We start from the raw sequence: 21,963 nt of genomic DNA on the forward strand, positions 1-21,963 counted from the left end.
AAAACACTTGAGTTATTAGTTAAACAAAGTGTCACAGCAGCAAAAGCTGGCGCAGATATGTTAGCGCCGTCAGCAATGATGGACGGTCAAGTTAAAGCTATTCGTGAAGGATTAGATGCCGCAGGTTTTGAACATGTGGCAATTCTTGCTCACGCGGTAAAATTTGCCTCTGCTTTTTATGGTCCTTTCCGTACCGCAGTTGATTGTGAATTAAGCGGCGATAGAAAAGCCTACCAAATGGATTGCGCTAACGGTCGTCAAGCCTTAGTCGAAGCCTTACTTGATGAGGAAGAAGGTGCAGATATTCTGATGGTGAAACCAGGCACACCATACCTTGATGTGGTTGCCAATCTTCGCCGTAAGACCAACCTACCATTAGCAGTTTATCAAGTCGGTGGCGAATACGCGGGGATCAAGTTTGCAGCATTGGCGGGCGCATTAGATGAAAAGCGTGTGGTCTATGAAACATTAACTGGCTTTAAACGTGCAGGTGCTGATCTTATTGTGAGCTACTACACCAAGCAAGTTGCTGAGTGGTTAGCGCAAGATAAAGCATAGTTAGCGCTATATTATCGTCTCGTCTTTAAGCATCATTGTTGCTATAACAATGATGCTTAAAGTGGAATGCTCATAAATCACGGCTGGGTTGGTATACAATAATTTGCTCTCATCCTTAAAGATCACAATTCTATTCAAGCGAACTTAATCAATATTATCCGCTACTGCAACCCACTGTTGCTGGGTTATTTTATATAAACAATGACGCTCTAATCGATGCCCTTGCTCCAATTTAGGATGATTAAAATCTTGGTGCGTATTTTTCATTCCCACTTTAATCATTACCTGTTGCGAAGGTGTATTCTGTAACGCAGTAAATGCAAATACAGACGGAGCACTAAGGACTTCAAAAGCAAACTGTAATGCTTTTTTTGCTGCTTCAGTTGCATAACCAGCTCCCCAATATTTAGCAGCTAATCGCCAGCCTATTTCAAAAAAAGGCGCATCAGGAATACCACTCGATGCATCTTGATTATGTAAGCCAACAAAACCAATAAATTGCCCGGTTGATTTAAGCTCTACCGCCCAAAAACCCCAACCTCGTTCTGCAATAAGACTTTCGATTCTAGCAGCTTGTTGATCACTTTCAGTAGTGGACAATGTTGCAGGAAAATAGCGCATCACTTGAGGATCAGCATTCAATGTCGCATAAGCACTGTAATCTTCCGATTTCCATTGCCGAAGAATAAGTCGTTGCGTTTCCATATTCATGTTTACTCCTTAATTGCAGCTAAATTCAACTATTGGCAACTAGCGAGGGTGGCAGTCGTACAGTGTTAGTCGATTCCCTAATAAAAAAATACCATATAAAACCACACCATAATAATGTTCAGTTATATACTATAGATCTTAAATAGTAAGAGTAATTTATATGTCTAATATCGTGCAGTTGTCTGCGTTTAATAACAACAAGAAAACTACTCCAGCTTCACAAGCGCCATCTCCTAAAGCATTAAGAGAACAAGCAGTATTGCAACAACAAAATCAGTGTTACTTTTGCGGCTTACGTAAAGACACCAAAGAACTCAACTGGCTCAATCAGATTGGTTTTAAGCAAAAAACACATGTTGTCTGCAACAGTTGTTGTACTGATGCTAAATCACGTTCAATGGATGAACTACGCATAATACTGGCACTAAAGGCGATGGATTTTAGAACCGTAAAGCTCAAGCAATATCTTGAGTTAAGAGAAAAAGGTGTTCAGATAGACGGTGTACGTGACTATAAGTTTCACTTTGAAACGATTAAGTAATCATGGGCTGATTCTTTTCAGCCCATCACACACTTACAGTTTATCGGCAAAATAAGCCATGATTTCAGCGGTGGTCATTTCTTGCGTTTGATTAGTAAAGCAATAATAACTAGGACGGGCATCGCTAAAATATTGCATATTCATTGTTAGCCCTTTCACATAAGGGAACAAGCCAACAGGCATATTATATTCACCACTTGCTTTCACTTTATAAAACAAATGCGTACCACATTCAGAACAAAACCCACGTGATGCCCAAGAAGATGATGGATATATTTTAATGTTCTCTTGACCTTCAAAGGTTACGTCAGTGCCACATTGCACAGCAAAAAATGGCGCACCGCCCCACGTTCGGCATGATTGGCAATGACATACAGTAAACTTAGGGTTGATCTCTGCAGCAACAATCTTCACCGCACCACACAAACAACTCGCTTTTGAATCAGCCATGACATAACACCCTAATGAGTAAATAATAATTCAGATATATCATCATAGATCAACATCAACCACTGTATATAAACACAGCTAAATTTTGTGATACCAGCCGCGATAATACGTGAAAGAATGATCATAAGGCTAACTATACGCTATGGCTTTTCACCACTAAGTTTTAATGACACTCGCCAAAACTTAGGAATAATATAATTAAAAATAGTAACGTCGCACCAAGTAAGACCACGATTAATCGATAAAAATAGCGATTTTATTCTAGATTTTTCACTCAATATACTTCGAATCGGAGTCATCAACCCTTGATCTATTATTGGTGATAAAAAGCCTTCGGTAATGATCTTTGGTGTCTTAAAACCCTGTAATAATTGTTCTGCATCTTGTTGATTAAAATCATGCACATCAATATTGGCATGATCCCAACGCATCTGCTGCTTACGCTGATTAAAAAAGTAACGCCGTAGATTATTAATCCATACTAATGGAGCCTTAATAATATCTATCAATTGTCCACCATGTGTTGTTGGCTCACCAATAATAATAAACTCACCACCGGGTTTTAAAATACGTAACACTTCCTGCATAAAGGTTTTCGGATTCGGAAGATGATGCAGAAAAGCACAACCGACTACTAAATCAACACTGTTATCATCAAAAGGTAATGTGGTCATGTCTGAGGTGATGGTCTTAATGGTTGTTTTCATTTTACGGGCATTTTGATGTGCCACATCTAAACTACGCTCACTGATATCAACCCCTATCACCTGTCTATACCAATTAGTCGCCGCAAGCTTGACAGCTAAATTACCCGTCCCTGAAGCCACATCAACAACGGTTCCACCTTTAGGAAGTGTATGCCCTAATACCGACTCTAGCTCTTTGATCGTCTGTTGCTGTGATTCATAGTCATACCTTGCTCCCATACGAGAGTCATAATTATATGCCTCCTCTTGATCGTGAAAGTGTTTGTTTAACTTATGAATGTAATCTGCATCAATGTTTTGTCGCATAATCAACGCCCTCAAATAAAACAAAGACTATTAACGTCTAACTTTAAGTACACAAATAGTAAATAAAACAAGCAAATCAATGCATTGCATAAACTCATACTAATAATGATAATTTTATTACTATAGTTTGAAAGTGCGATTTAGATTGTAAGAACAGACTTATAAATAATAAATGTACAGAATTAAAGGAGGGAAATAGCTCACAACAATAGATTTAGAAGCAAAAATATAGCCACAAATAACCGTATTTTTGCTTCTATAATTGTTCTTTCAAAGGGGGAATAGCAACAATTAAAGTGTTTACAACCCAATAATTACTCAGCAGTTTGATCATTTACCGCATAGCAAAACCAGCCAAAGCCAGTTAGTTTTTCAGTAAATTGCTGTGCTTTCGTTTCGCAATAACCAACTTTATGCTTAGCGCTCCATAAAATTTCACTGTGATTATTTTTGGTATATTTAACTTCACACAAAGTATTACTGTTTGGTGCATGATAAATCACTTCAACATCACGCGCGACATGATCTTTAGTACACACATATTTTGTTTGGGCATATGTTTGAAAAGAAAGAACAGCAAGAACTACAAGTAAAATGTGTTTCATGGTAAATCCAGAATAGAAAATTTAACGCTAATCTTACTCTTTTTCTCTACTCCCAACACTCAGCTTTGTGTCAAATTTAACCCTAAAATCCCCATTTACAACAACCGCATTCATCCTATAAATAACAACAAGTTAATACATACAACCAGCACTATTAAACCTACTAATGAAACACCTGAAATTTTACGAAGAAATATAAACTCGATCGCAGATAAACAGTAGATTCCTATCACCCTCACGGGTATTCAGCAACCGTAAACCAACATTATCATCAAATTATTGCTTAAAAAAAGAACAAAATGTTAACTAAGTCTAATAATGTGTATTTAGTTAAGAAAAATAAAATACTCATTTGGAATTTAAAGTGTAATAAAATATTAATCACTATGACAGTGAGTAAATATATTCATTCAGAATATCAGTTAATTGTTTTTTTATTTATTTGATTGTCTTATTAATAATCATTAAAGAATATTTCCCAACCACGCAATACCATTAGAGTATTGTTGTTTGAGTGACTCTAATTATTAATAACCATAATTACTTTGTTAGAATTACCGCAAGACCTTTACTTCTAATCATTATGAAAAACTACTTAAGCTATTCACCTATTTTATTTTCAGCACTTTTTTTTTCGTGCTATGTCAATATTTCATTAGCATCTGAAATTGATGATTTAATGTCGATGGATTTAGATGACCTCACAACACAAAGTGTAACAGTGACAACGGCTGCCAAAAAAGAACAACCATTAAAAGATGTACCTGCTGCGGTATATGTAATTACCAATGAACAAATTAAGCGTAGTGGTGTTCGATCTATTGCTGAGGCATTGGCGCTAGCCCCTGGCGTGCAGGTCACTAAGATCAGTGAGTTTAACTGGCAAATATCACTGCGAGGATTAAACGAAACCCTGTTTAATAAACTATTGGTGATGGTGGATGGACGCAGTGTATTTAGTCCTTTAATGTCAGGTACCTTTTGGCACACAATTGACACCATTTTAGAAGATATTGATCGCATTGAAATTTTACGTGGTTCAGCAGGGACAATATGGGGAGGCAATGCCACTAATGGTGTTATTAATATCATCACCAAAAATAGTAATGAAACACTCGGTCAGTTTTTTGAAGTCGGCATGGGTGAATATAACTATAAAGAAGCCAATTATCGTAACGGTTTTCAAATTAACGATCTAACAACAGCAAGATTATCAGTAAAGGGCGTTCAATCGGATTATTATTCATTCAATAACGATGAGTGGAATAATTATAATATCGACTTTCGTACGGATTATATCAAAGACGATCGCTTTTTAACTTGGCAAGTTGGTGGCTATCACACCAAATCTCAACATTCTGACTGGTATCGTTACTACGTTTTAGAACAGCCTATTTACCCTAATTATCCAATGAGTGCTGTGATTGGTTATCAAACACAATTAAAAGATTTCTCTCGCGGTTTTTATAGTAACTTAAACTTTGGAAAAACGGTTGCTGATACACACTATGAAGCAACATTATGGGTTGATAGCAATTCAAGAACAGAACCAACTGCAAACGGTGAATACGATACCTTTAATGCTGATGCGTTAGTTATCAAGCAAGTCAATGCACATAATGAACTGACATTAGGCTTAGGTACGCGTTTTACTAAAGTAAAAGTACCACAATCAGAAGAAGACTTTTACGCTGATATGTATCCATATCGACGTACTAGTGACCAACAGGCACAACGCGAGCAAATTTATAATGCATACTCGCAATTAGAAACACAGCTGACAGATAAATTAACCTCAAGTTTAGGCATTAAAGTCGAGCATTTTACGCGAAATAATACTACAGAATTACAGCCTCAAGCTCGGTTGTTATACCGTGCTTCTGATAGCCATCAATTATGGACAGGGGTTGGTCGAGCAGTTGTCACCCCTTCTGCGGTTGATTCTACAACAGATATATATGGATTAGGCGCAGTGGTTGCACCATTTCCTAACTGTGATGTTACAAATCCAAACTGTTATACCCAATACCCAATGCTGGCGTTGACAACAGGCAATTTGGATATGGAGAATGAATCCGTTATAACATGGGATGCGGGCTATCGTGGTAAAATTTCAGACACATTTTCGATTGATACAACGATTTTCTTTAGTCAATATAAAAACCTACGCATGTTAGATAATGGACAATGGCTGTGCCGTTATGGCGTCTGTTCTGATGGTTCAATAGAACCTGGACAAATTGCTATTCATGAATTTAATTATGTTGATGCGTTAGATGCCCAGAGCTACGGTGCTGAGTTAGCCTTTTTCTGGCAACCAACCCATAAATTAAATTTTAATGCATCATATAGTTATATAGATACACAGACTCAATGTGACTCTAAATATGCATCATGCAATAGCTATGATAGTGGCGGATACAAAGGGTTATATGATCACCAACCTAACCATTACGCTTCGTTACAAATGATGTGGACAATTAACTCTCAATGGCAAATTGACAGCTGGCTAAAACATAAAGGTTCGGTGTCATCGCCAATTGATTTTTATAACGTACCCGAGATCACGACAATGGATATGCGTGTTGCGTGGCAATACAATCAAGCTTGGCCTCTTGTCGAGTTTGTTGTTGATGGTTTAGGTAGTTCAACCTACCAAGATTTACCAAATAAGGCACCAATAGAGGAAACTGCGTTTTTACGTTTATCATGGACCAGATTGTAATGAGGCAGAATGCAAACTAGCGATTGTCCCACGAGTAAATTAACATCGAAATTATTGGTGGGTCTTATTAATAAGCCCTACCATTTTTTCCGCCTGTATTTTATGTATGCCGTCGTTAGCTTGTCGATTTGTATTCACGCTACAACCAATAAAGCGCATGCTGATAACATTGCTGACTATGAAATATCTGCAGTCTATATTTACCGTTTTTCTCAGTTTGTGACCTGGCCTCAACAAAATAACAAGTTAACATTTTGTACATTAGGTACAGATAATATCGCCTTAACGTTAAGTCGCTTACTCAAGGGCCAAAATAATAAAATTGTTACATTAACCAATATAAGCCAACTCGCTCAGTGCCAAATCGCCTATTTTTCTCGCCAGAAAGCAGTAGGCTTATCTCAAATCCCTATTGAAAAAGGTGTATTAACCATAGGTACGGGTGACTCCTTTTTAGATAAAGGCGGAATGATTGAATTACGTTCAGTCAATAATAAAATACGTCCGGTTATTGCTTTATCAAGCATAAAAAAATCAGAGATAACGATAAGTTCGAAACTATTAAAAATAGCGATATTACCTTCAGTAAACACTCCACAACAGGGAGGGGAACATCATGCGAAATAATTGGATGAATTCTCTTTCTCTTAATCAACGCCTATATTTGCCGTTGGTGTTCTTTGTTGTTGTACTTTTTATCGTATTTCAAACGTTAAGCTCTTATCAATATATCGAGAGCGAAAAACAGAACTTAATTAATCGGATCACTATTTTAAGTACAGGTATAGGTGCCAATTTAACTGCTGCTATTCAATTTGATGATGCAATTACAGGCCAAGAGATCTTATCTGCATTTTCTGCTGATCCTATGCTTGTTTCTGTTTCTGTATTAACGGCGGCTGACACTGTTTTCGCTAACTTTAACAATACTGATAAATTGCATACTTCAGCCAATAATGCCGAAGAATTAACGCTAACAAAGCAAGGATATGTCTTTAGCAAGCAACATTTATATATGCTAGTGCCCATTTATATGGATGAAACAGAACTCGCAAAAATGAGGATCGTCGTATCATTAAATGGATTACACGCATTAAAATGGTCGCAGCTAGAAATTAGTCTCTACTTATTAGTAATTTTAGTTTTATTAAGTAGCTTTGTTATTCATCGCTTACGGCATTGGATGATTAGCCCTATTCGTCAACTGAATGATGCGATGATTAATGTTATTCATTTTAATCAAACTGAAATGGTGCAGCAGCAATCAAATTCAAAAGATGAATTTAGTAAGTTGATTAATTATTTTAATACCATGATTATTAAGCTAAATCAGCGTGAATCTAAAATAAAGCATACTATTGTTCAGTTAGAATATGAGAAAGCGTTTGCAGATGATGTGATCAGTACTGTGCAACATGCATTATTAGTGGTTGATCATGCAGGGCATATTATTTTAGCCAATGATAGCTGCTCAAAATTATTTTACGATTCTCCACAAGCCCTGTTATCTAAGCATATTTGTGATGTGATTAACCCGTCAGATCCTGAACTTTTTCAACAATCTCTACAAAATGCATTACTTGGTAAGAAACAGTTTAATCATGAGCTGATCAAAGCAGTAAACGCAAATGGAACAGCAATATATCAACTGGTGAGCCATCCGTTATCACATAAGCATCAAACGCTATTTGCACTTGAAGATGTCACAGAAAAGAGCCTCGCTGAACGACAGCAACATTTAGCAGCAAAGATATTTGAAAATAGCCGTGAAGCGATATTATTACTTAATAGTCATGGTCATATAGAAATGGTAAACCGAGCATTTTGTCGTTTAATCGGGCAAGAAAGTTCTACGGTTATTGGTAAATATTATCGTTCAGTATTGACTGAAACTAACAATTTGCCGATGAAAAAAGAAATTTTAATGGCCTTAGCGTTAGATCAACAATGGCAAGGTGAATGCTTGTTTTATAATCGCAACAAGAAAGTCTCAACACCATTACATTTAAAAATTAATGAAATTATTGATAACGAAACCAATGACAGCCAAATTGTGGTGCTTGCTTCTGATATTAGCTCTGTAAAAGAAGCCCAGCGTTTGGCCTATATCGCTCAGCATGATGCTTTAACACACTTACCTAATCGTGAGTTTTTACACCACTATTTAGTAGAAAAACTCGCATTACCACGTACTCATGTTATGGCTGTCTTATTTATTGATTTAGATGGCTTTAAATTTGTAAATGATTCTTATGGGCACGAAGTTGGTGATCATGTTCTGCAAATAGTTGCCAAGAAATTAATGCAGAGCGTACGCCAAAACGATATTGTGACACGCTTAGCTGGAGATGAATTTGTTGTGGTATTAAATCCAGTAAAAAACCGTGAGCCTATTATTAATATTAGCGAGCACATTATCGCTAGCATTTCTCAGCCAATTCGTATTAAAGAACACATTATTCATGTGGGTGCCAGTATTGGTTATTATTATATTGAACCAAAAGATGTTACTGGTATTGATAACGTATTGCATTGTGCAGACATGGCAATGTATCAATCCAAGATGCAAGGTAAAGGGTGTATTACAGAATTTAACCCGGTTGAAGAAGTTGAATGTGTGTAATTACCATTGAGAGTAACAATATGCTTAACTAATTATATAGATCAAATTTTCATTAACCTGGGTGTCTAATTGAGTCAACACGCGGCGAGTAGATCCCCTATCGCCATCGCGGGCATTCACTGTAGGGAATGACGGTTGTTGTTTATGAGGATTTAAACCAGAAAAAGGGACACCGCGATGGGCATCCCTATGATGAGTTCAGAGTGCGAGCTATAACGGTAAAGATATTGCTCGCGTTAATCATGTAACGGCTGTTAGATTGGCTCTGACTATAATTTACGTCTAACATTTGTTGCGTTGTAATGCGGTTAACAAATAACTGATACATGCATCTTGCCTCTAATGGCTAATGCCCTGATTCACTCCATACTTAATGCAATAAACCTAACTCTCTAGCTTCGGCAAGGGTTAACCCACTTGCTTGAATATCGCGTAGCATCTCAATGCGTCGTCTTGCAGCACCCTGCTGCTTCTTGCTATCTGCGATGTTGGTCGCCGAATCGTCTTTGTGTTCCCACTTAGATGAAACGGAAGAAATTTCTGAATAATCGATAGAGTTAATAGACACAATACCCTCCTAAAGAAACCTGTGTCGACATGTAGTACTTAGTATCAAAGGTTTTTCATTGAAAAAAGCACATAACAACAAGTTTGTGAGCAACGCCATGTTCGTAAGAAAATTACCAAAAAAGACTAGTCATCGATCTTTTTTTGCGTAGTTTTAATCGTTCATGCCCTACAAATAAAGCATGCTTAAACGCAAATAATAATTACCTCAATGTCACCTTTTTGCCTCATGCATTTTGATGCTTTACTAGCTATCACTCATCATTTAGTTGCCATCTCGTGTTAATAAAATTAGAAGTAAAAAATATTAATGATATAACTCATTAGAACACTTCGTAGTTTCACTATTAACAACAGATTAGGTATCATTTTACAGTCTAAAATGTGAAACTTTACATTACAAAAATTCACCTATAGCTCGCTATCTAAAAAGCGTACCGTTACAAGATAGCTTTAATTAAGGTCTACTATTATGAATGCAATGTTATCTGAACGCGCTCAACCAGGTGCTTTATCAAATCCAAATACTTTTGCTGAATATCTCACTTTTGTTTTTAAAGCAGATGTTAGTGCTGAAGCGGTGAGTGATGCTTTCGCTAAAATTCAGATCATTGAAAAATCTATTGGTCAAAAGGACTCAACCGCAGACCTTAGCTTTACCGTTGCAGTATCTCGTCAAGGTTGGTCTACTGCATTCCCTGAAGTTGCAGTACCTGCTTTACTGGAAGATTTTAAAGCCATGGTTGATGGCGAACGCCAATTCCCAAGCACGGCTGGCGATGTTTTCATTATGATTAAATCTGAACGTATGGATTTAAACTATCAAGCTGCTAAATATTTAGCGTTAGCTTTTTCTGACGTTGCAACTTTGATTGAAGATATTCAAGGCTTTAAATACCTTGATAGCCGCGACATGATTGACTTTGTTGATGGTACTGAAAACCCGAAAAATGACGCTCGTATGAAAGCAGTATTGGTTGCTGATGATATTGAGATCCACCAAGGCGGCAGCTACTTAACCGTTCAACGTTACATTGACCGTCAAGGTTTATGGGACAAGCAATCAACTGAATATCAAGAGCAAGTGATTGGTCGTACTAAACTTGATGACATTGAGCTTGATGATGATGTGAAACCTGTTTGGGCTCACAACAATAAGAGTAAAGTGATTGTTGACGACAAAGAAATCAAAATGCTACGTCAAAATCGTCCTTACGGTAACGCGATGGAGCATGGCACCATGTTTATCGGTTTAACTGCCTCTCCTATTACGATGAGCACATCACTGCAACAGATGGTTTTTGCTGACAGCAACGGTCATTATGATCGCCTCCTTGATTTTGTAGAAGCGAAAACAGGTACTAACTACTTTATCGTTTCACAAACACTGCTTGATACTTTTGCTGATTAATCTTATTTAGTTATCAATCACTTTGCAGCCCATTGATGGTTCACATCAATGGCTGATTCAATTATAGCGCCGATAAAAACCGCAATAACGACCAACCTATTCTGCTAAGCAAATCTTTGTCACTACTAACTCATTGAATCTATTAAAACTCATATTTTTTAACAGAATAATGGCTTGCTTCCTAACAATTTCTGTTGTCCCCTATAGACTTATTTATTATTAGTGTTTTTTGAATATCTATATCAAAAAGCATTTTCTCTGGGGGCAAGCATGTACAATACCCTTTTTACCCGTGTATCTCTCGCAGCAGTTATTGCTGTGCTTGCGGGTTGTAGTTCACCACCACCACCACCAAAACCCGCACCTGATTACAGTTTTAAAACAGCGGCTAAAAAGTTTATTAACGCCGATACCATTCGTAGCAATGGCGTCGTTGTTGATAAAGGCTTGTTTTATCCCAAAGAAACGTTTTCTTATAGTTACCGTTATTGCTCTAATAACGACCAACAAGCTCAGCAAGATATCAAACAGTTTAACCAGTTAGCAGCCAAGACATGTAAGATCAACAAAGGCTCTATGGTAAATTTAGATACTGGCACATGGTGTGTTCAACACCCTAATACCGATCAAGAAACACCTCTCTTTGCTGCACGTATTTCTTCTACTGATCTGTGGGCTGATATTTGTGCTAGCGGTCCTTTTGTGACCATGCGCATTATTGAAAACCGTGACATTCCTCAAACTGCGTGGATTGATGGCGCGAAACTATTAGGTTATCAACCTTATTCGGTTCATCGCCGATTAATGAGCACCAAAGCCATTGAGCATCTTGATGATGTAACGCCAGCGCCAGCAGAAGAAGTATGGACAGAAGAGACAGCCTTCATTACTTCACATGTGGGTGAAACCGTGTGTATGTATAAAAAGTCAAAAGAAGATGCTTACGGTGTTACTTACAAAGGTACTATCGAAAGTGTCAAGGATGGGCGTGTACGCGTGCTGGCTACACGTAAAATAAAAGGTGATATGCGCATAGCACCAGTTTCAACACCGCTACCATGGCATAAAAAAGCCTTTATTGAAGCTGATGCTAAATCTTGGTTTATTTGCCACTAGTCGTCGTTTCGTTTTCAATAAACGGCAGCTTTAGCCTCAAACAATAACGGCGTATTTAATCACTAAATACGCCGTTGTTTTAACTACAATGCCAAAAGAATAGGTTTTTAATCGATTTACACTATAAATTGATTAAAAAAGGCTAATGTTTCGCATAATGCTTGATTTCGAATAACATCTTTTTCCATTAATATCTCGTGGCGCGCATCACGAATAACTTTAATGCTGCAATTCTTATTTTGGCCACAGAATCGGTGATGACTATTATTATCGACAATAGTATCGTTGCCCGCTTGTAGTAATAATACCGGAATATCTATTTTATCAACGTCTCGAATACAGTGATCTGCTGCTTGAATAGCTTGCCATAACCAACGTGGACTTGGACCACCAATGCGTAATTCAGGATGAACTTGGTATAAATGTTTAGCCCAAATATAACGCAATTTACTTTGACACAAGGCATTATTTTCAAATGGCTCTTCATGATAAGGCTTTTGCCCTAAAACATACGAAGGTTCATGCTGATAATGTTCCATAATTTTAGCAATCGACGATGCAACCAGTTTTAACGGCACTGGCATATGAATACCAAACATTGGTGCATTTAATACTACCGCATCAAAATGGCTTTTATATTTTTCTAAATAGAGCGTTGTAATTGCTCCACCCATTGAATGCGCTAATAAAAAACGTTGTTGATAGGATTTTTCTTTATCGACAATTTGAGAAACAAAAGCTTGTAGATCATCAACATAATCATCAAAATTATGCACATGACCTAACTCGGGATCTGACGTTAAGCGACCAGAAGCACCTTGGCCTCGATGATCATAAGCATAAACATCATAACCTTGACGTGAGAATTCAAAGAAAATTTCTTGGTACTTCCAAAAGCTTTCATTACGGCCATTAACAATCACAATACAGCGCGTATTTATTGGATTAGTGACACTGATCCACTGGATCTGTACGCCATCTTTACCACTGAATGCACTTTGTTTACGCTGTAACCACATACTATGAACGTCATTTTCCATTAGCTGTGTAAACACCGACTCCTTGGTTGAAAATTCCACATTAACTTGGCTCATTTATTAACAACTTCTCAGTAGCGCTCCTCTCAAATACATCACAATTGACTATGATATTATTTGATCATTAAGCATATTTCATTAAATCAACATTGGTAGCATCATGTTTATAATCAGTTTTATACGGCGCATCTTTAATATTAATATGGCGACCAACAGTATTTAAAAAATACTTACCTGATTGATACCCCAAACGATAATCCATATCCAGTGACGCGAAATCACTGCCAATCATTTTTGATTTCAATGGTTTTTGAGGATGAATTTCAAAAATGGTGACATCATCTGGTGGATTACTTAAAAACTCTTGAGTTTTTCTATAGTTATCTTCATGCTCAAGCAACATTTCAATCATACCTGCAGCTTTTGAATTACCAAGAGCACGACGAATATTTGTCATCCAACAATGGTCAAACGAGGTGTCGATAGGCACTGTTCTCACAACAACAATGTGTCGATAACCACGCTCATAAGCCTCTTGTACTGGAATCGGTGCACATAAACCACCATCAACCCAAAACTCATTTTGAGAGAAAATAGGTTGTTTATTTAACACAGGTACAGCACAAGACGCTTTTAAGGCTAGCGACCAATTATCACTGTTTAAATTAAAATATGATGCTTGATGGCTAGTAACACCACTTGCTGATGCCAACACGGTCCGTGAGCGCATATTTTCACGCCCTTGATGCCAATCAAGTTCAAAGCTGGTTTGCGTTTGTTTCATTAACCAATCTAAATCTAATCCTTCTCGACCAAAAATAAAGCGGTAAACATCGAAAAAGTGATGATCGGTTGTCGCTTGAGTAATAACTTTATAAGCGTGTTTATATTGACCACAAATATAAGAAGCTAAATTTAATGATCCCGCAGATGTACCAACCATTAAAGAAAAAGGATTAAACTCAGCTTCTAAAAATGCATCTAACACTCCTGCAGTAAAAACACCACGTTGACCACCACCTTCGGTGACTAAAGCTATCTTTGATATATCGGTTGTATCAAAGGAAAGCCCTTCAATATTCTGTACTGCATAAGAGATGTGTTTACCAGTCATAGCGCTTTTACTTTTTAGTTGGCATTTGTCATACAAATTAATTTAAGGAAAGTCATTATAACGACTACTATTAAAACTATAAATTAGCCAAAATAATAACTGATATTCTAAATATGAAATACTTGACTGATAGAAAGTAATTCGATTTATATAATTATTCAGTCATATAAGGTAAAAATATTTTATTTACATCAACCCGTGCTTTTAACTTTGCTGCTAATAAATATAACCCACCTAATTTACGATGCAAAAAAATCGCATCAGCCGGTGGTGTATGCCAATAGCCTTGTTTCATACTTAACTGACTGCCTGCATTACGAATGTTAGCTACCATGTCTGATTGACCAAAATCATACACTCCTTGATGTTTCAATGGCTCACAAGCTTGCAAACATAATCCCAATAATGACTGCTGTGCTTGAGGTTCAATCGGCTGAGAAAAAAACCAATCTGTTTCAAAGCCGCTAACATTTGAGGCTGATCATCTATCACTGCAGCGGTCATTAACTGCCGATACCCTTCTGCAATCAGCTTGGGATAAACCCTTGTAGCACCGAAATCAAGTAGAACTAATTTTTTACATTCAATATCATAGCGATAATTAGCAAAATTAGGATCAGTCTGCACCAATCTAAATTCAAACACTTCCCGAAACATCAAGCTAAACGCTAATTCAATAATATGATCACGCACAGCTTGAGGTTGTTCGACTAATTTATCGATATCAACACCGCCAACAAAGGCCATCGCGAGGATATGTTCAGTGGTAAGATCATCAGCAATATCCGGTAATAAATAACGCTCATCAGTGGCTAATAAATGCCGATATTGCTTCACATATTGTGCTTCAAGCAAATAATCAGCTTCTGCATGTAATTGCTTTTTAGCCTCATTCAATAATTCTGAAACATCTAATGATTTTGGAATTAACCCACTGATATTTAATAAAGTAGCGACATTATTTACATCACTATCAATACTTTTATTAATACCTGGATATTGAATTTTCAGGGCTAATTGACGCCCATCGAGGGTTGTTGCTTTATGCACTTGTCCAATCGATGCCGCAGCAATCGGATAAAATGAAAATTGACTAAACTGTTGCTGCCAATCAATACCCCATTGCTGTTCAAGTGAATGATTGAGCTGACTAATGGGCATTGGTTTAGCATTAGCTTGTAAGCGTGACAACAATTCGGTTAATTCCGGTGGTAATAAATCGCCGCCATCCATTGATAATAATTGACCAACTTTCATTGCAGCGCCACGTAAATCGGCTAATTGTTCTGCAACACGTTTCACGTTAGCCGGCGTTAAAATCAAATCACTGACTTTGGGTCGGTGACCTGTCGCTAATTGTTTCGCACCTTCAGCGACAACACCAGAAGCAACGCGCGTTGCCAATGAACCCAGTTTAGCTAAGCGTGATAATCGTCCACTGGGTACTTTTGAATACTTTGTTTTATCATTCATTTAACGACTCTTTGCTATTAACAGTCATTTAAAACGCTCATTACTATTATTAATAATATCATAAAAATGCTCCCTGCCTCTGACACAAAATCACTATAAGCAGTCAAAAAAAAGGCCGATAATGTCGATTAAAAATAACTGACATTACCGACCTTCTTTTTAAGCGCCTACATTAATCATATTCAGGCTCGTTACGGTTTTTGAAATTCACTAATAAACCAAGCACTAACACTACCACTGTAACAATAAGAATTGATTGGAATACATGGTGATATTGTGTTGCTGATGCTATTAAATCTGCTGTATTCGTCGCTTGTGTACCCGTTGAGGTAAGTTCTGCAATATTCGCAGCTAAATAGTTAGCAACTGATCCCCCCATTAGCATATAAATACCAGCTACTGTACCCGTTGCACCTTGCGGATTCATGCGGGTAATTGCCGATAGTGCTACTGGATCGATAAATAGCTCTGCAATACCAATTAAGAACAAGCCAATGAATAACCATAAGAAGGTTGTATGACCACTCACCATTGCTAGCTTAGACGATAGCGTAATCAAACTAAAACCTGCGGTTAGCAAAAATAAACCCATATTAAGTTTAGTCAAAGTACGCACTGATATCTGGCGTGATGCTAATACTTTCCATAGCCACGCAACAGCACCACCACCAACAATAACCGCAATAGGATTCACTGACTGGAAAAATGCTGTCGGAATGTGAAAACCAAAGATATCAGTATCTATATTACGTTCAATAAACAGGCTTATTGAGCTACCACCCTGCTGATCAAACGCCCAAAACACCATCCCAAATAGCATAAAGTAAATGATAGCATTTAATTTTTTACGATCTTCGGTATTACTCTTACGGTATAGACGTAACATTTGTAGTGCAGAAAAAGCCAAAATTACAGCTAGAATATAACCTGCCAGTAAATCTTGTAGTACAAACACTAAGCCAATAGCACACACTATCACGCCAAGAATAATCAACTGCCAGTGACTAAAACCTGCCGTTTTCTTACGTAATGCAGGAATATTTGCTTTTTGAACATGAGCAAAGTGCTTACGACCAGTACTAAAGATAATTAAGCCAATCAACATGCCGATACCAGCCAACGCAAAACCAACGTTCCAGCCCCAACGGCTCGCAGCATAGCCACAAAAGATTGGTGCTAGTGCTGAACCGACATTACCGCCAATATAAGAAATCGAAAAGCCAGATTCACGTGCATCTTCATGATCTTTATATAACTCACCCAATAAACAGCTTGAGTTGGTTTTAAAGAAACCATAACCACAGATGATCAATGCCAATGCTGCATATAACACCGTATTGTCATGACTAGGAATACTCAATACCGCATGCCCTGCCACCATTAAAGAGCCGCCAATGATCACTGACCAATAGTTACCTAAGTAACGGTCAGCTAAATAGCCACCCAAGATCGGAGTAACATAAACCAACGATGTATAAGCACCATATAAAGCATATGCATGGTCATCAGACATTAAAAGTTTTTGCGTTAAAAAGAGAATTAATAACGACCGCATGCCGTAATAACTGAAGAATTCCCACATCTGAATAGCAATGAGGTGAAAAAGCCCTTTAGGCTGAGAGGATAATTGCATATTGTTTCCTAGGTAAAGGGGCCATATAGGCTAACGGTAATAATTATTATTTAATTTGAAATACCGCTGGTATTTAATACTGAAAATACACTGAACATTCATAAGCTCAAGCTTAATCTTGCTCCATATTTAGTATCTTAATTTTCACACTAATAAAGAGGACTTTATCAAATAAAAAAAATTACGCCGAACTATATACCATATAGCGATAATTTCCAATTTTAGTTACATAACTGCTTAAAAATCACATAAATACTCAAATAAAACTAAAATTCAGCATAATAACTCATTAAAAAGATAAAAAAAAACCGCTAAGCAGTGCGTTGAATAATCAACAACCACTTAACGGCTCTTGGTTTATTTGTTAAATACCAAACAAATAGACAACAAATACCAAACAATTATATTGTTAAATCTAACTCATTATGTATAAGTACAATACATTGAGAAGCAAATAACATTTTTGGCCCTAAACTGATCTTTTCTGCACCTAAGCGTTTTAAACTATTAAAACTTTTCTTTGGCATTGGCATATGATCGGTTAATAAAAAACAAGGATTAGCAGCTAACTCAATATCTCGAATGAAGTCGCCTTTTTTATCAAGCATATACAGCTGATAATCTTCTGCTAATTCACCAACTAGCTTTTCAAAACTAATAGTACGCACGCTAATACCAGGTTCAACATTACGTAATTGTTCTTTATTCATGCCAACAGATTTATCTAACGCATGCGCTATTTTATCTAACCAAGCTTGCTCATGAAATCCAGATAGATTACTTATATCATTTGAGCTAAAACTAATAGTACGAGAGAAGTCTTGTGTACTTTCAAGAACTAAATGCACCATAATATCTTCACGATGCGATTGCGCCACAAAAATAGCATTCATTAAAACGTGGGCTAAAATCTCAGTGTGAGCATCTTGTCCAACTGATGCGATTAGTAATTTACTATCAGTTGGGGCAGAACGAGCTCGTAATACGAAAGCGCGCATAATCAATATCCTAGACGTTTGAATTTTTCTCGTTAATGTTTCACAGCAGAAAATTAACGATAGATAGTTGTTATTATTATTATCCTAGGTTTTAGCGTCGATGTAACCTTAAATGATAAAATCAGCAAAAGAATACTGATTAGCCACTATTATTAATAGATATTAGGAGGATATTATGAAATTAATCTTATTCTATGACAGTAGCTGTCCATTGTGTGTCGCCGAAATGCGTCAACTACAAACCTACAATAATCATCAACAATTACTATTTGAAGATATTCTTGCGCCAGATTTTAATCAACGCTTCCCTTATATAAATATTCGTGATGCTTCTGCTGTATTACACGGCTTATATTTCTCAAACCCTCAACAATCACCACAGTTATTGCTTGGATTGGATGTCACTTATCGTGCTTGGAATTCAATTGGAAAGAAAAAATGGTTGGCGATACTGCGCTGGCCTATCATTAGGTTTTTCGCTGATAAATGTTATTTATTTTTTGCTCGAAATCGCTACAAAATTTCCTATCTATTTACAGGAAAATCGCGCTGTGAAAACTGCAAAATTGATTAACGTCGTTGCCGCCGGCAACGCTCAGAGCAATATTTGACATCATTCCAACATCGTTGCCATTTTTTTCGCCATGAAAAAGGACGTTGGCACACTACGCAAATTTTTTGTGGTAACGCTGATTTTTTCATAAATGCCACTTCGAAAGCCCTCTACAATAAAGATCCTACTGAACTCCTCCTTCTATAACTAGCTTAGTAATTATCGTGTGAATAGCGATAAATAAGAGAAGATTAACCATAGTGATATAGAAAAGGCATTGGTGAGTTTATCGATGTAATTCTGATTACTGCAGAGCGGTATGGGAAATAGGGACGAGATTTCGAGGTTAATTGCGTATCACTATAATGATAACGACACAGCTTATATTGGTTGTTTGCACTTACGTTATATATGAATAAAAAACGGGCAAGTTACTGAGTAACTCACCCGTTATAATTTTTGATTACACTACAATTAACGTAGGATCATTTGCTCACGCTCAGGACCTACAGATACCATTTTAACAGGCACACCCATTAGTTCTTCAATACGAAGTACGTATTGTTGTGCACCTTCTGGTAGATCTTCAAACTTACGGCAACCAGTAATATCTTCATCCCAACCCATCATTTGCTCGTAAACTGCTGTTAGTGATGCAGTTTGAGGCCAAATTGGGTTTTCGGTGTGATCGCCGTTGTAAGCAACACAAATTTTAAGATCTTTCATGCCGCTTAGGCAGTCAATCTTAGTTAATGCGATTTCTGTTGCTGCTTGTAACTCAATACCGTTACGTGTTGCAACTGCATCAAAGTAACCCATATCACGTGGACGACCCGTTGTTGCACCGAACTCTTTTGCATCTTCACGGAATTGGTCTTGATCTTCCATTGCGGTGATCAAAGTACCTGTACCTACTGAAGAGCTAAATGATTTAGCAACAGCGATAACACGCTCAGGGTGAAGTGCAGGTAAACCACTACCGATACCAGCATAAGCTGCAGTCACGTTAGATGATGTTGTCCATGGGTACTCACCATAAACTAAGTCACGACCTGCACCTAACTGTGCTTCAAACAATAATGTTTTATCTTCTTTTTGTAGCGCTTTTAGTGGCTCTGTAACGTTACAAATGCTGTCACGCCAAGGTTGAGACACTTCAAGCAACCACTCTGTCATTTCTTCGGCTGTTTGCGTAAACTCCATTGATGGGTATAACGCTTTAAGCTGTGGCAATTTCCAATCCATCATAAATTGAATACGCTCACGAAGTACTTCAGGTTGTTTTAACCAACCAACAAGAATACCTTTCTTCATTACACGGTCACCGTACGCAGGTGCAATACCTTGACGTGTTGAACCGTATGCACCAGCACCTAGACGTTCTTCTTCTAGTGTGTCTTCTAGTGCGTGTAAAGGCAGACAAAGTGTTGCACGATCTGAGATGCAAAGTTTAACTTCAACACCTGATGTCGCTACTTCTGCAATTTCTAAGCTTAGTTTTTCTGGACTGATAACCATACCAGGACCTAAAACAGCGATACAATCAGGGTTAAATACGCCGCTTGGTAATTGGTGCAGTTTAAATGTACCAAAATCGTTAACAACAGTGTGACCTGCGTTATTACCACCTTGGAAACGAATACTCGCTGAAGCTTGGTCTGCTAAATAATCAACAATACGACCTTTACCTTCATCACCCCAGTTTGCACCAACAACAACAATAGACGACATAATTTACACTCCTCAAAAGCAAGACCTTTATCCTATGATCAATGACGCAATAAAAATAATTAATAATCGTTATTAACTTGATAAGAATCTCTTATGTGGCGTACATTAGTCATTACGTTTTTCAGGTAACATTATTATCAATAATAGCGTCTGTAACAAAATAAGAAGGTAAATATGATAGATTTGCATTGGCTTAATACATTCGTTGCTCTTTCTAAACACCAACATTTTGGAAAAACAGCCGCAGCACTGCATATGACACAACCAAATGTCAGTCTTCACATTAAACAACTCGAGCAAACCACACGAGTTAAATTAATTGAAAGGAATCCATTTCGGTTAACCCAAGCTGGTGCAAGACTACTTAAAAGTGCTGAAAACACTTTAATGGAATTACAAGTTTGCCAAGCAGATCTTAATGCGATTAACGAGCTTAACCAAGGCACACTAACTATTGCAGCCAGTGATATTATCTCACGCTTATTGCTTATTAGTCCCTTCCAAGCATTCAAAAAAGAATATCCTGGCATTGATTTATCACTGTTTAATACCACCTCATCACAAGCAACAGAGTTGGTAAAAAGCGCTAAAGCTGATTTAGGGTTTGTTATCGCCCAAAAAGAAAGCCAACCCTTACATTTTATGGAGCTACGCCAAGTTAAATGGTGTGCATTGGGTAATGGCTTACAACGTTGGCAGCAATTGTCTCAGGATCCTTATGCGATTGTTGAACCTCAGCCTCTTGCAGCAGAAGAGCCAACGCTAATTTTATTAGGTCATGATACTCGTACTCGCGAATTAATTGATTTAGCCTTACCTAGTTTACAGCTGGCAAAATATCATGTAATGGAAGTGGGCAGTGTTGATGCACAAATAGATTGGGCTGAAGCAGGATTTGGGGTGGCTATTGTGCCGAGTTTTTCATTACATTCAAAGTTACATCTACAAACTACGATCACGCCATTACCGCACTTTCCCACCACTAGCCTTGGTTATATAGTGCGTCAAAATCAGGTACTATCGCGGGCTATAAAACAATTATTACGCTGGGTTGATGATGAAATTCAGCGTTCACAATAAAAAGAATCACTAAATATCGAGAAT

The 21,963-nt window shown here is 37.4% G+C and carries 19 protein-coding genes and 2 pseudogenes; 9 read left to right on the top strand and 12 right to left on the bottom strand.

The window, feature by feature from the left end; translation table 11 throughout:
• Positions 1-558, top strand: a pseudogene (locus BTN98_RS11050) (porphobilinogen synthase); the annotation flags it as partial.
• A gap of 144 nt (positions 559-702) precedes the next feature.
• Here the strand turns inward: BTN98_RS11050 and BTN98_RS11055 are convergent.
• Complete coding sequence (locus BTN98_RS11055; RefSeq protein ID WP_060999891.1) at positions 703-1,269, bottom strand: GNAT family N-acetyltransferase; 567 nt, start codon at positions 1,267-1,269, stop codon at positions 703-705.
• A gap of 160 nt (positions 1,270-1,429) precedes the next feature.
• Here BTN98_RS11055 and BTN98_RS11060 point away from each other — a divergent pair, with 160 nt between their 5' ends.
• On the top strand, positions 1,430-1,810 hold the full coding sequence (locus BTN98_RS11060) for a hypothetical protein (RefSeq protein ID WP_060999893.1): 381 nt from the start codon (positions 1,430-1,432) through the stop codon (positions 1,808-1,810).
• Between the two features lie 33 nt (positions 1,811-1,843).
• Here BTN98_RS11060 and BTN98_RS11065 read toward each other — a convergent pair whose 3' ends face one another.
• The 3 genes from BTN98_RS11065 to BTN98_RS11075 form a co-directional block, all read right to left on the bottom strand.
• Positions 1,844-2,260 (bottom strand): GFA family protein, encoded by a 417-nt coding sequence (locus BTN98_RS11065; protein WP_060999895.1) that lies wholly within the window; start codon positions 2,258-2,260, stop codon positions 1,844-1,846.
• Positions 2,261-2,400: 140 nt separating this feature from the next.
• Positions 2,401-3,273: a class I SAM-dependent methyltransferase gene (locus tag BTN98_RS11070; RefSeq protein WP_060999897.1), complete on the bottom strand. Its 873-nt coding sequence runs from the start codon at positions 3,271-3,273 to the stop codon at positions 2,401-2,403.
• Positions 3,274-3,587: 314 nt separating this feature from the next.
• The gene (locus BTN98_RS11075) at positions 3,588-3,878 is read right to left on the bottom strand and encodes a hypothetical protein (RefSeq protein WP_060999899.1); all 291 of its coding nucleotides are present in this window, start codon (positions 3,876-3,878) and stop codon (positions 3,588-3,590) included.
• 583 nt (positions 3,879-4,461) lie between these two features.
• Here BTN98_RS11075 and BTN98_RS11080 point away from each other — a divergent pair.
• The 3 genes from BTN98_RS11080 to BTN98_RS11090 are packed head-to-tail and all read left to right on the top strand — an operon-like array spanning position 4,462 to position 9,226.
• Entirely contained in the window at positions 4,462-6,603 is a 2,142-nt protein-coding gene (locus BTN98_RS11080) for a TonB-dependent receptor plug domain-containing protein (protein ID WP_082732202.1), read from the top strand.
• Between the two features lie 9 nt (positions 6,604-6,612).
• Positions 6,613-7,230 carry a YfiR family protein gene (locus BTN98_RS11085; protein ID WP_060999901.1) on the top strand — a complete coding sequence of 206 codons (618 nt, stop codon included), beginning with the start codon at positions 6,613-6,615 and terminating at the stop codon, positions 7,228-7,230.
• Positions 7,220-9,226 carry a diguanylate cyclase domain-containing protein gene (locus tag BTN98_RS11090; protein ID WP_060999903.1) on the top strand — a complete coding sequence of 669 codons (2,007 nt, stop codon included), beginning with the start codon at positions 7,220-7,222 and terminating at the stop codon, positions 9,224-9,226. Before BTN98_RS11085 ends, BTN98_RS11090 begins: the two co-directional genes overlap by 11 nt.
• A gap of 370 nt (positions 9,227-9,596) precedes the next feature.
• Here the strand turns inward: BTN98_RS11090 and BTN98_RS11095 are convergent, their stop codons facing one another.
• Entirely contained in the window at positions 9,597-9,794 is a 198-nt protein-coding gene (locus BTN98_RS11095) for a hypothetical protein (protein ID WP_036791113.1), read from the bottom strand.
• A 471-nt stretch (positions 9,795-10,265) separates the two neighbouring features.
• Here BTN98_RS11095 and BTN98_RS11100 point away from each other — a divergent pair, with 471 nt between their 5' ends.
• Positions 10,266-11,204: a Dyp-type peroxidase gene (locus tag BTN98_RS11100; RefSeq protein WP_060999904.1), complete on the top strand. Its 939-nt coding sequence runs from the start codon at positions 10,266-10,268 to the stop codon at positions 11,202-11,204.
• 270 nt (positions 11,205-11,474) lie between these two features.
• Positions 11,475-12,320 carry a hypothetical protein gene (locus tag BTN98_RS11105; RefSeq protein ID WP_060999906.1) on the top strand — a complete coding sequence of 282 codons (846 nt, stop codon included), beginning with the start codon at positions 11,475-11,477 and terminating at the stop codon, positions 12,318-12,320.
• Positions 12,321-12,436: 116 nt separating this feature from the next.
• On the opposite strand, the gene BTN98_RS11110 is transcribed toward BTN98_RS11105, so the two are convergent.
• The 5 genes and pseudogenes from BTN98_RS11110 to trmY all read right to left on the bottom strand — a co-directional run bounded on the left by BTN98_RS11110 (position 12,437) and on the right by trmY (position 18,575).
• The gene (locus BTN98_RS11110) at positions 12,437-13,414 is read right to left on the bottom strand and encodes an alpha/beta fold hydrolase (protein WP_328585773.1); all 978 of its coding nucleotides are present in this window, start codon (positions 13,412-13,414) and stop codon (positions 12,437-12,439) included.
• 67 nt (positions 13,415-13,481) lie between these two features.
• A complete protein-coding gene (locus BTN98_RS11115) occupies positions 13,482-14,471 on the bottom strand; it encodes a patatin-like phospholipase family protein (RefSeq protein WP_060999911.1) in 990 nt (329 codons plus the stop codon).
• A 154-nt stretch (positions 14,472-14,625) separates the two neighbouring features.
• A pseudogene (locus tag BTN98_RS11120) lies at positions 14,626-15,944 on the bottom strand (ABC1 kinase family protein).
• A 172-nt stretch (positions 15,945-16,116) separates the two neighbouring features.
• A complete protein-coding gene (locus BTN98_RS11125; RefSeq protein WP_060999915.1) occupies positions 16,117-17,577 on the bottom strand; it encodes a peptide MFS transporter in 1,461 nt (486 codons plus the stop codon).
• A gap of 401 nt (positions 17,578-17,978) precedes the next feature.
• Positions 17,979-18,575 (bottom strand): tRNA (pseudouridine(54)-N(1))-methyltransferase TrmY, encoded by a 597-nt coding sequence (trmY, locus tag BTN98_RS11130; RefSeq protein ID WP_060999918.1) that lies wholly within the window; start codon positions 18,573-18,575, stop codon positions 17,979-17,981.
• Positions 18,576-18,750: 175 nt separating this feature from the next.
• Between trmY and BTN98_RS11135 the strand changes: the two genes are divergently transcribed.
• Entirely contained in the window at positions 18,751-19,149 is a 399-nt protein-coding gene (locus tag BTN98_RS11135) for a thiol-disulfide oxidoreductase DCC family protein (protein ID WP_060999920.1), read from the top strand.
• On the opposite strand, the gene BTN98_RS11140 is transcribed toward BTN98_RS11135, so the two are convergent.
• A complete protein-coding gene (locus BTN98_RS11140; RefSeq protein WP_082732203.1) occupies positions 19,146-19,277 on the bottom strand; it encodes a DUF2256 domain-containing protein in 132 nt (43 codons plus the stop codon). The two genes, BTN98_RS11135 and BTN98_RS11140, sit on opposite strands and share 4 nt — an antisense overlap.
• A 325-nt stretch (positions 19,278-19,602) precedes the next feature.
• Positions 19,603-20,859 carry an adenylosuccinate synthase gene (locus BTN98_RS11145; RefSeq protein WP_060999922.1) on the bottom strand — a complete coding sequence of 419 codons (1,257 nt, stop codon included), beginning with the start codon at positions 20,857-20,859 and terminating at the stop codon, positions 19,603-19,605.
• 174 nt (positions 20,860-21,033) lie between these two features.
• Between BTN98_RS11145 and BTN98_RS11150 the strand changes: the two genes are divergently transcribed.
• Positions 21,034-21,939, top strand: a complete 906-nt coding sequence (locus BTN98_RS11150) for a LysR family transcriptional regulator (RefSeq protein ID WP_060999924.1) — start codon at positions 21,034-21,036, stop codon at positions 21,937-21,939.
• Positions 21,940-21,963 lie beyond the last annotated feature (24 nt).

This window comes from Photobacterium aquimaris (assembly GCF_002954455.1).
In the GTDB taxonomy this organism is placed as follows: domain Bacteria; phylum Pseudomonadota; class Gammaproteobacteria; order Enterobacterales; family Vibrionaceae; genus Photobacterium; species Photobacterium aquimaris.

Bases quoted from the DNA above. Each gene is read 5' to 3' on its own strand.
- BTN98_RS11055 (WP_060999891.1), bottom strand. From the start codon at position 1,269: ATGAATATGGAAACGCAACGACTTATTCTTCGGCAATGGAAATCGGAA.
- BTN98_RS11060 (WP_060999893.1), top strand. From the start codon at position 1,430: ATGTCTAATATCGTGCAGTTGTCTGCGTTTAATAACAACAAGAAAACT.
- BTN98_RS11065 (WP_060999895.1), bottom strand. From the start codon at position 2,260: ATGGCTGATTCAAAAGCGAGTTGTTTGTGTGGTGCGGTGAAGATTGTT.
- BTN98_RS11070 (WP_060999897.1), bottom strand. From the start codon at position 3,273: ATGCGACAAAACATTGATGCAGATTACATTCATAAGTTAAACAAACAC.
- BTN98_RS11075 (WP_060999899.1), bottom strand. From the start codon at position 3,878: ATGAAACACATTTTACTTGTAGTTCTTGCTGTTCTTTCTTTTCAAACA.
- BTN98_RS11080 (WP_082732202.1), top strand. From the start codon at position 4,462: ATGAAAAACTACTTAAGCTATTCACCTATTTTATTTTCAGCACTTTTT.
- BTN98_RS11085 (WP_060999901.1), top strand. From the start codon at position 6,613: ATGCAAACTAGCGATTGTCCCACGAGTAAATTAACATCGAAATTATTG.
- BTN98_RS11090 (WP_060999903.1), top strand. From the start codon at position 7,220: ATGCGAAATAATTGGATGAATTCTCTTTCTCTTAATCAACGCCTATAT.
- BTN98_RS11100 (WP_060999904.1), top strand. From the start codon at position 10,266: ATGAATGCAATGTTATCTGAACGCGCTCAACCAGGTGCTTTATCAAAT.
- BTN98_RS11105 (WP_060999906.1), top strand. From the start codon at position 11,475: ATGTACAATACCCTTTTTACCCGTGTATCTCTCGCAGCAGTTATTGCT.
- BTN98_RS11110 (WP_328585773.1), bottom strand. From the start codon at position 13,414: ATGAGCCAAGTTAATGTGGAATTTTCAACCAAGGAGTCGGTGTTTACA.
- BTN98_RS11115 (WP_060999911.1), bottom strand. From the start codon at position 14,471: ATGACTGGTAAACACATCTCTTATGCAGTACAGAATATTGAAGGGCTT.
- BTN98_RS11125 (WP_060999915.1), bottom strand. From the start codon at position 17,577: ATGCAATTATCCTCTCAGCCTAAAGGGCTTTTTCACCTCATTGCTATT.
- trmY (WP_060999918.1), bottom strand. From the start codon at position 18,575: ATGCGCGCTTTCGTATTACGAGCTCGTTCTGCCCCAACTGATAGTAAA.
- BTN98_RS11135 (WP_060999920.1), top strand. From the start codon at position 18,751: ATGAAATTAATCTTATTCTATGACAGTAGCTGTCCATTGTGTGTCGCC.
- BTN98_RS11140 (WP_082732203.1), bottom strand. From the start codon at position 19,277: ATGAAAAAATCAGCGTTACCACAAAAAATTTGCGTAGTGTGCCAACGT.
- BTN98_RS11145 (WP_060999922.1), bottom strand. From the start codon at position 20,859: ATGTCGTCTATTGTTGTTGTTGGTGCAAACTGGGGTGATGAAGGTAAA.
- BTN98_RS11150 (WP_060999924.1), top strand. From the start codon at position 21,034: ATGATAGATTTGCATTGGCTTAATACATTCGTTGCTCTTTCTAAACAC.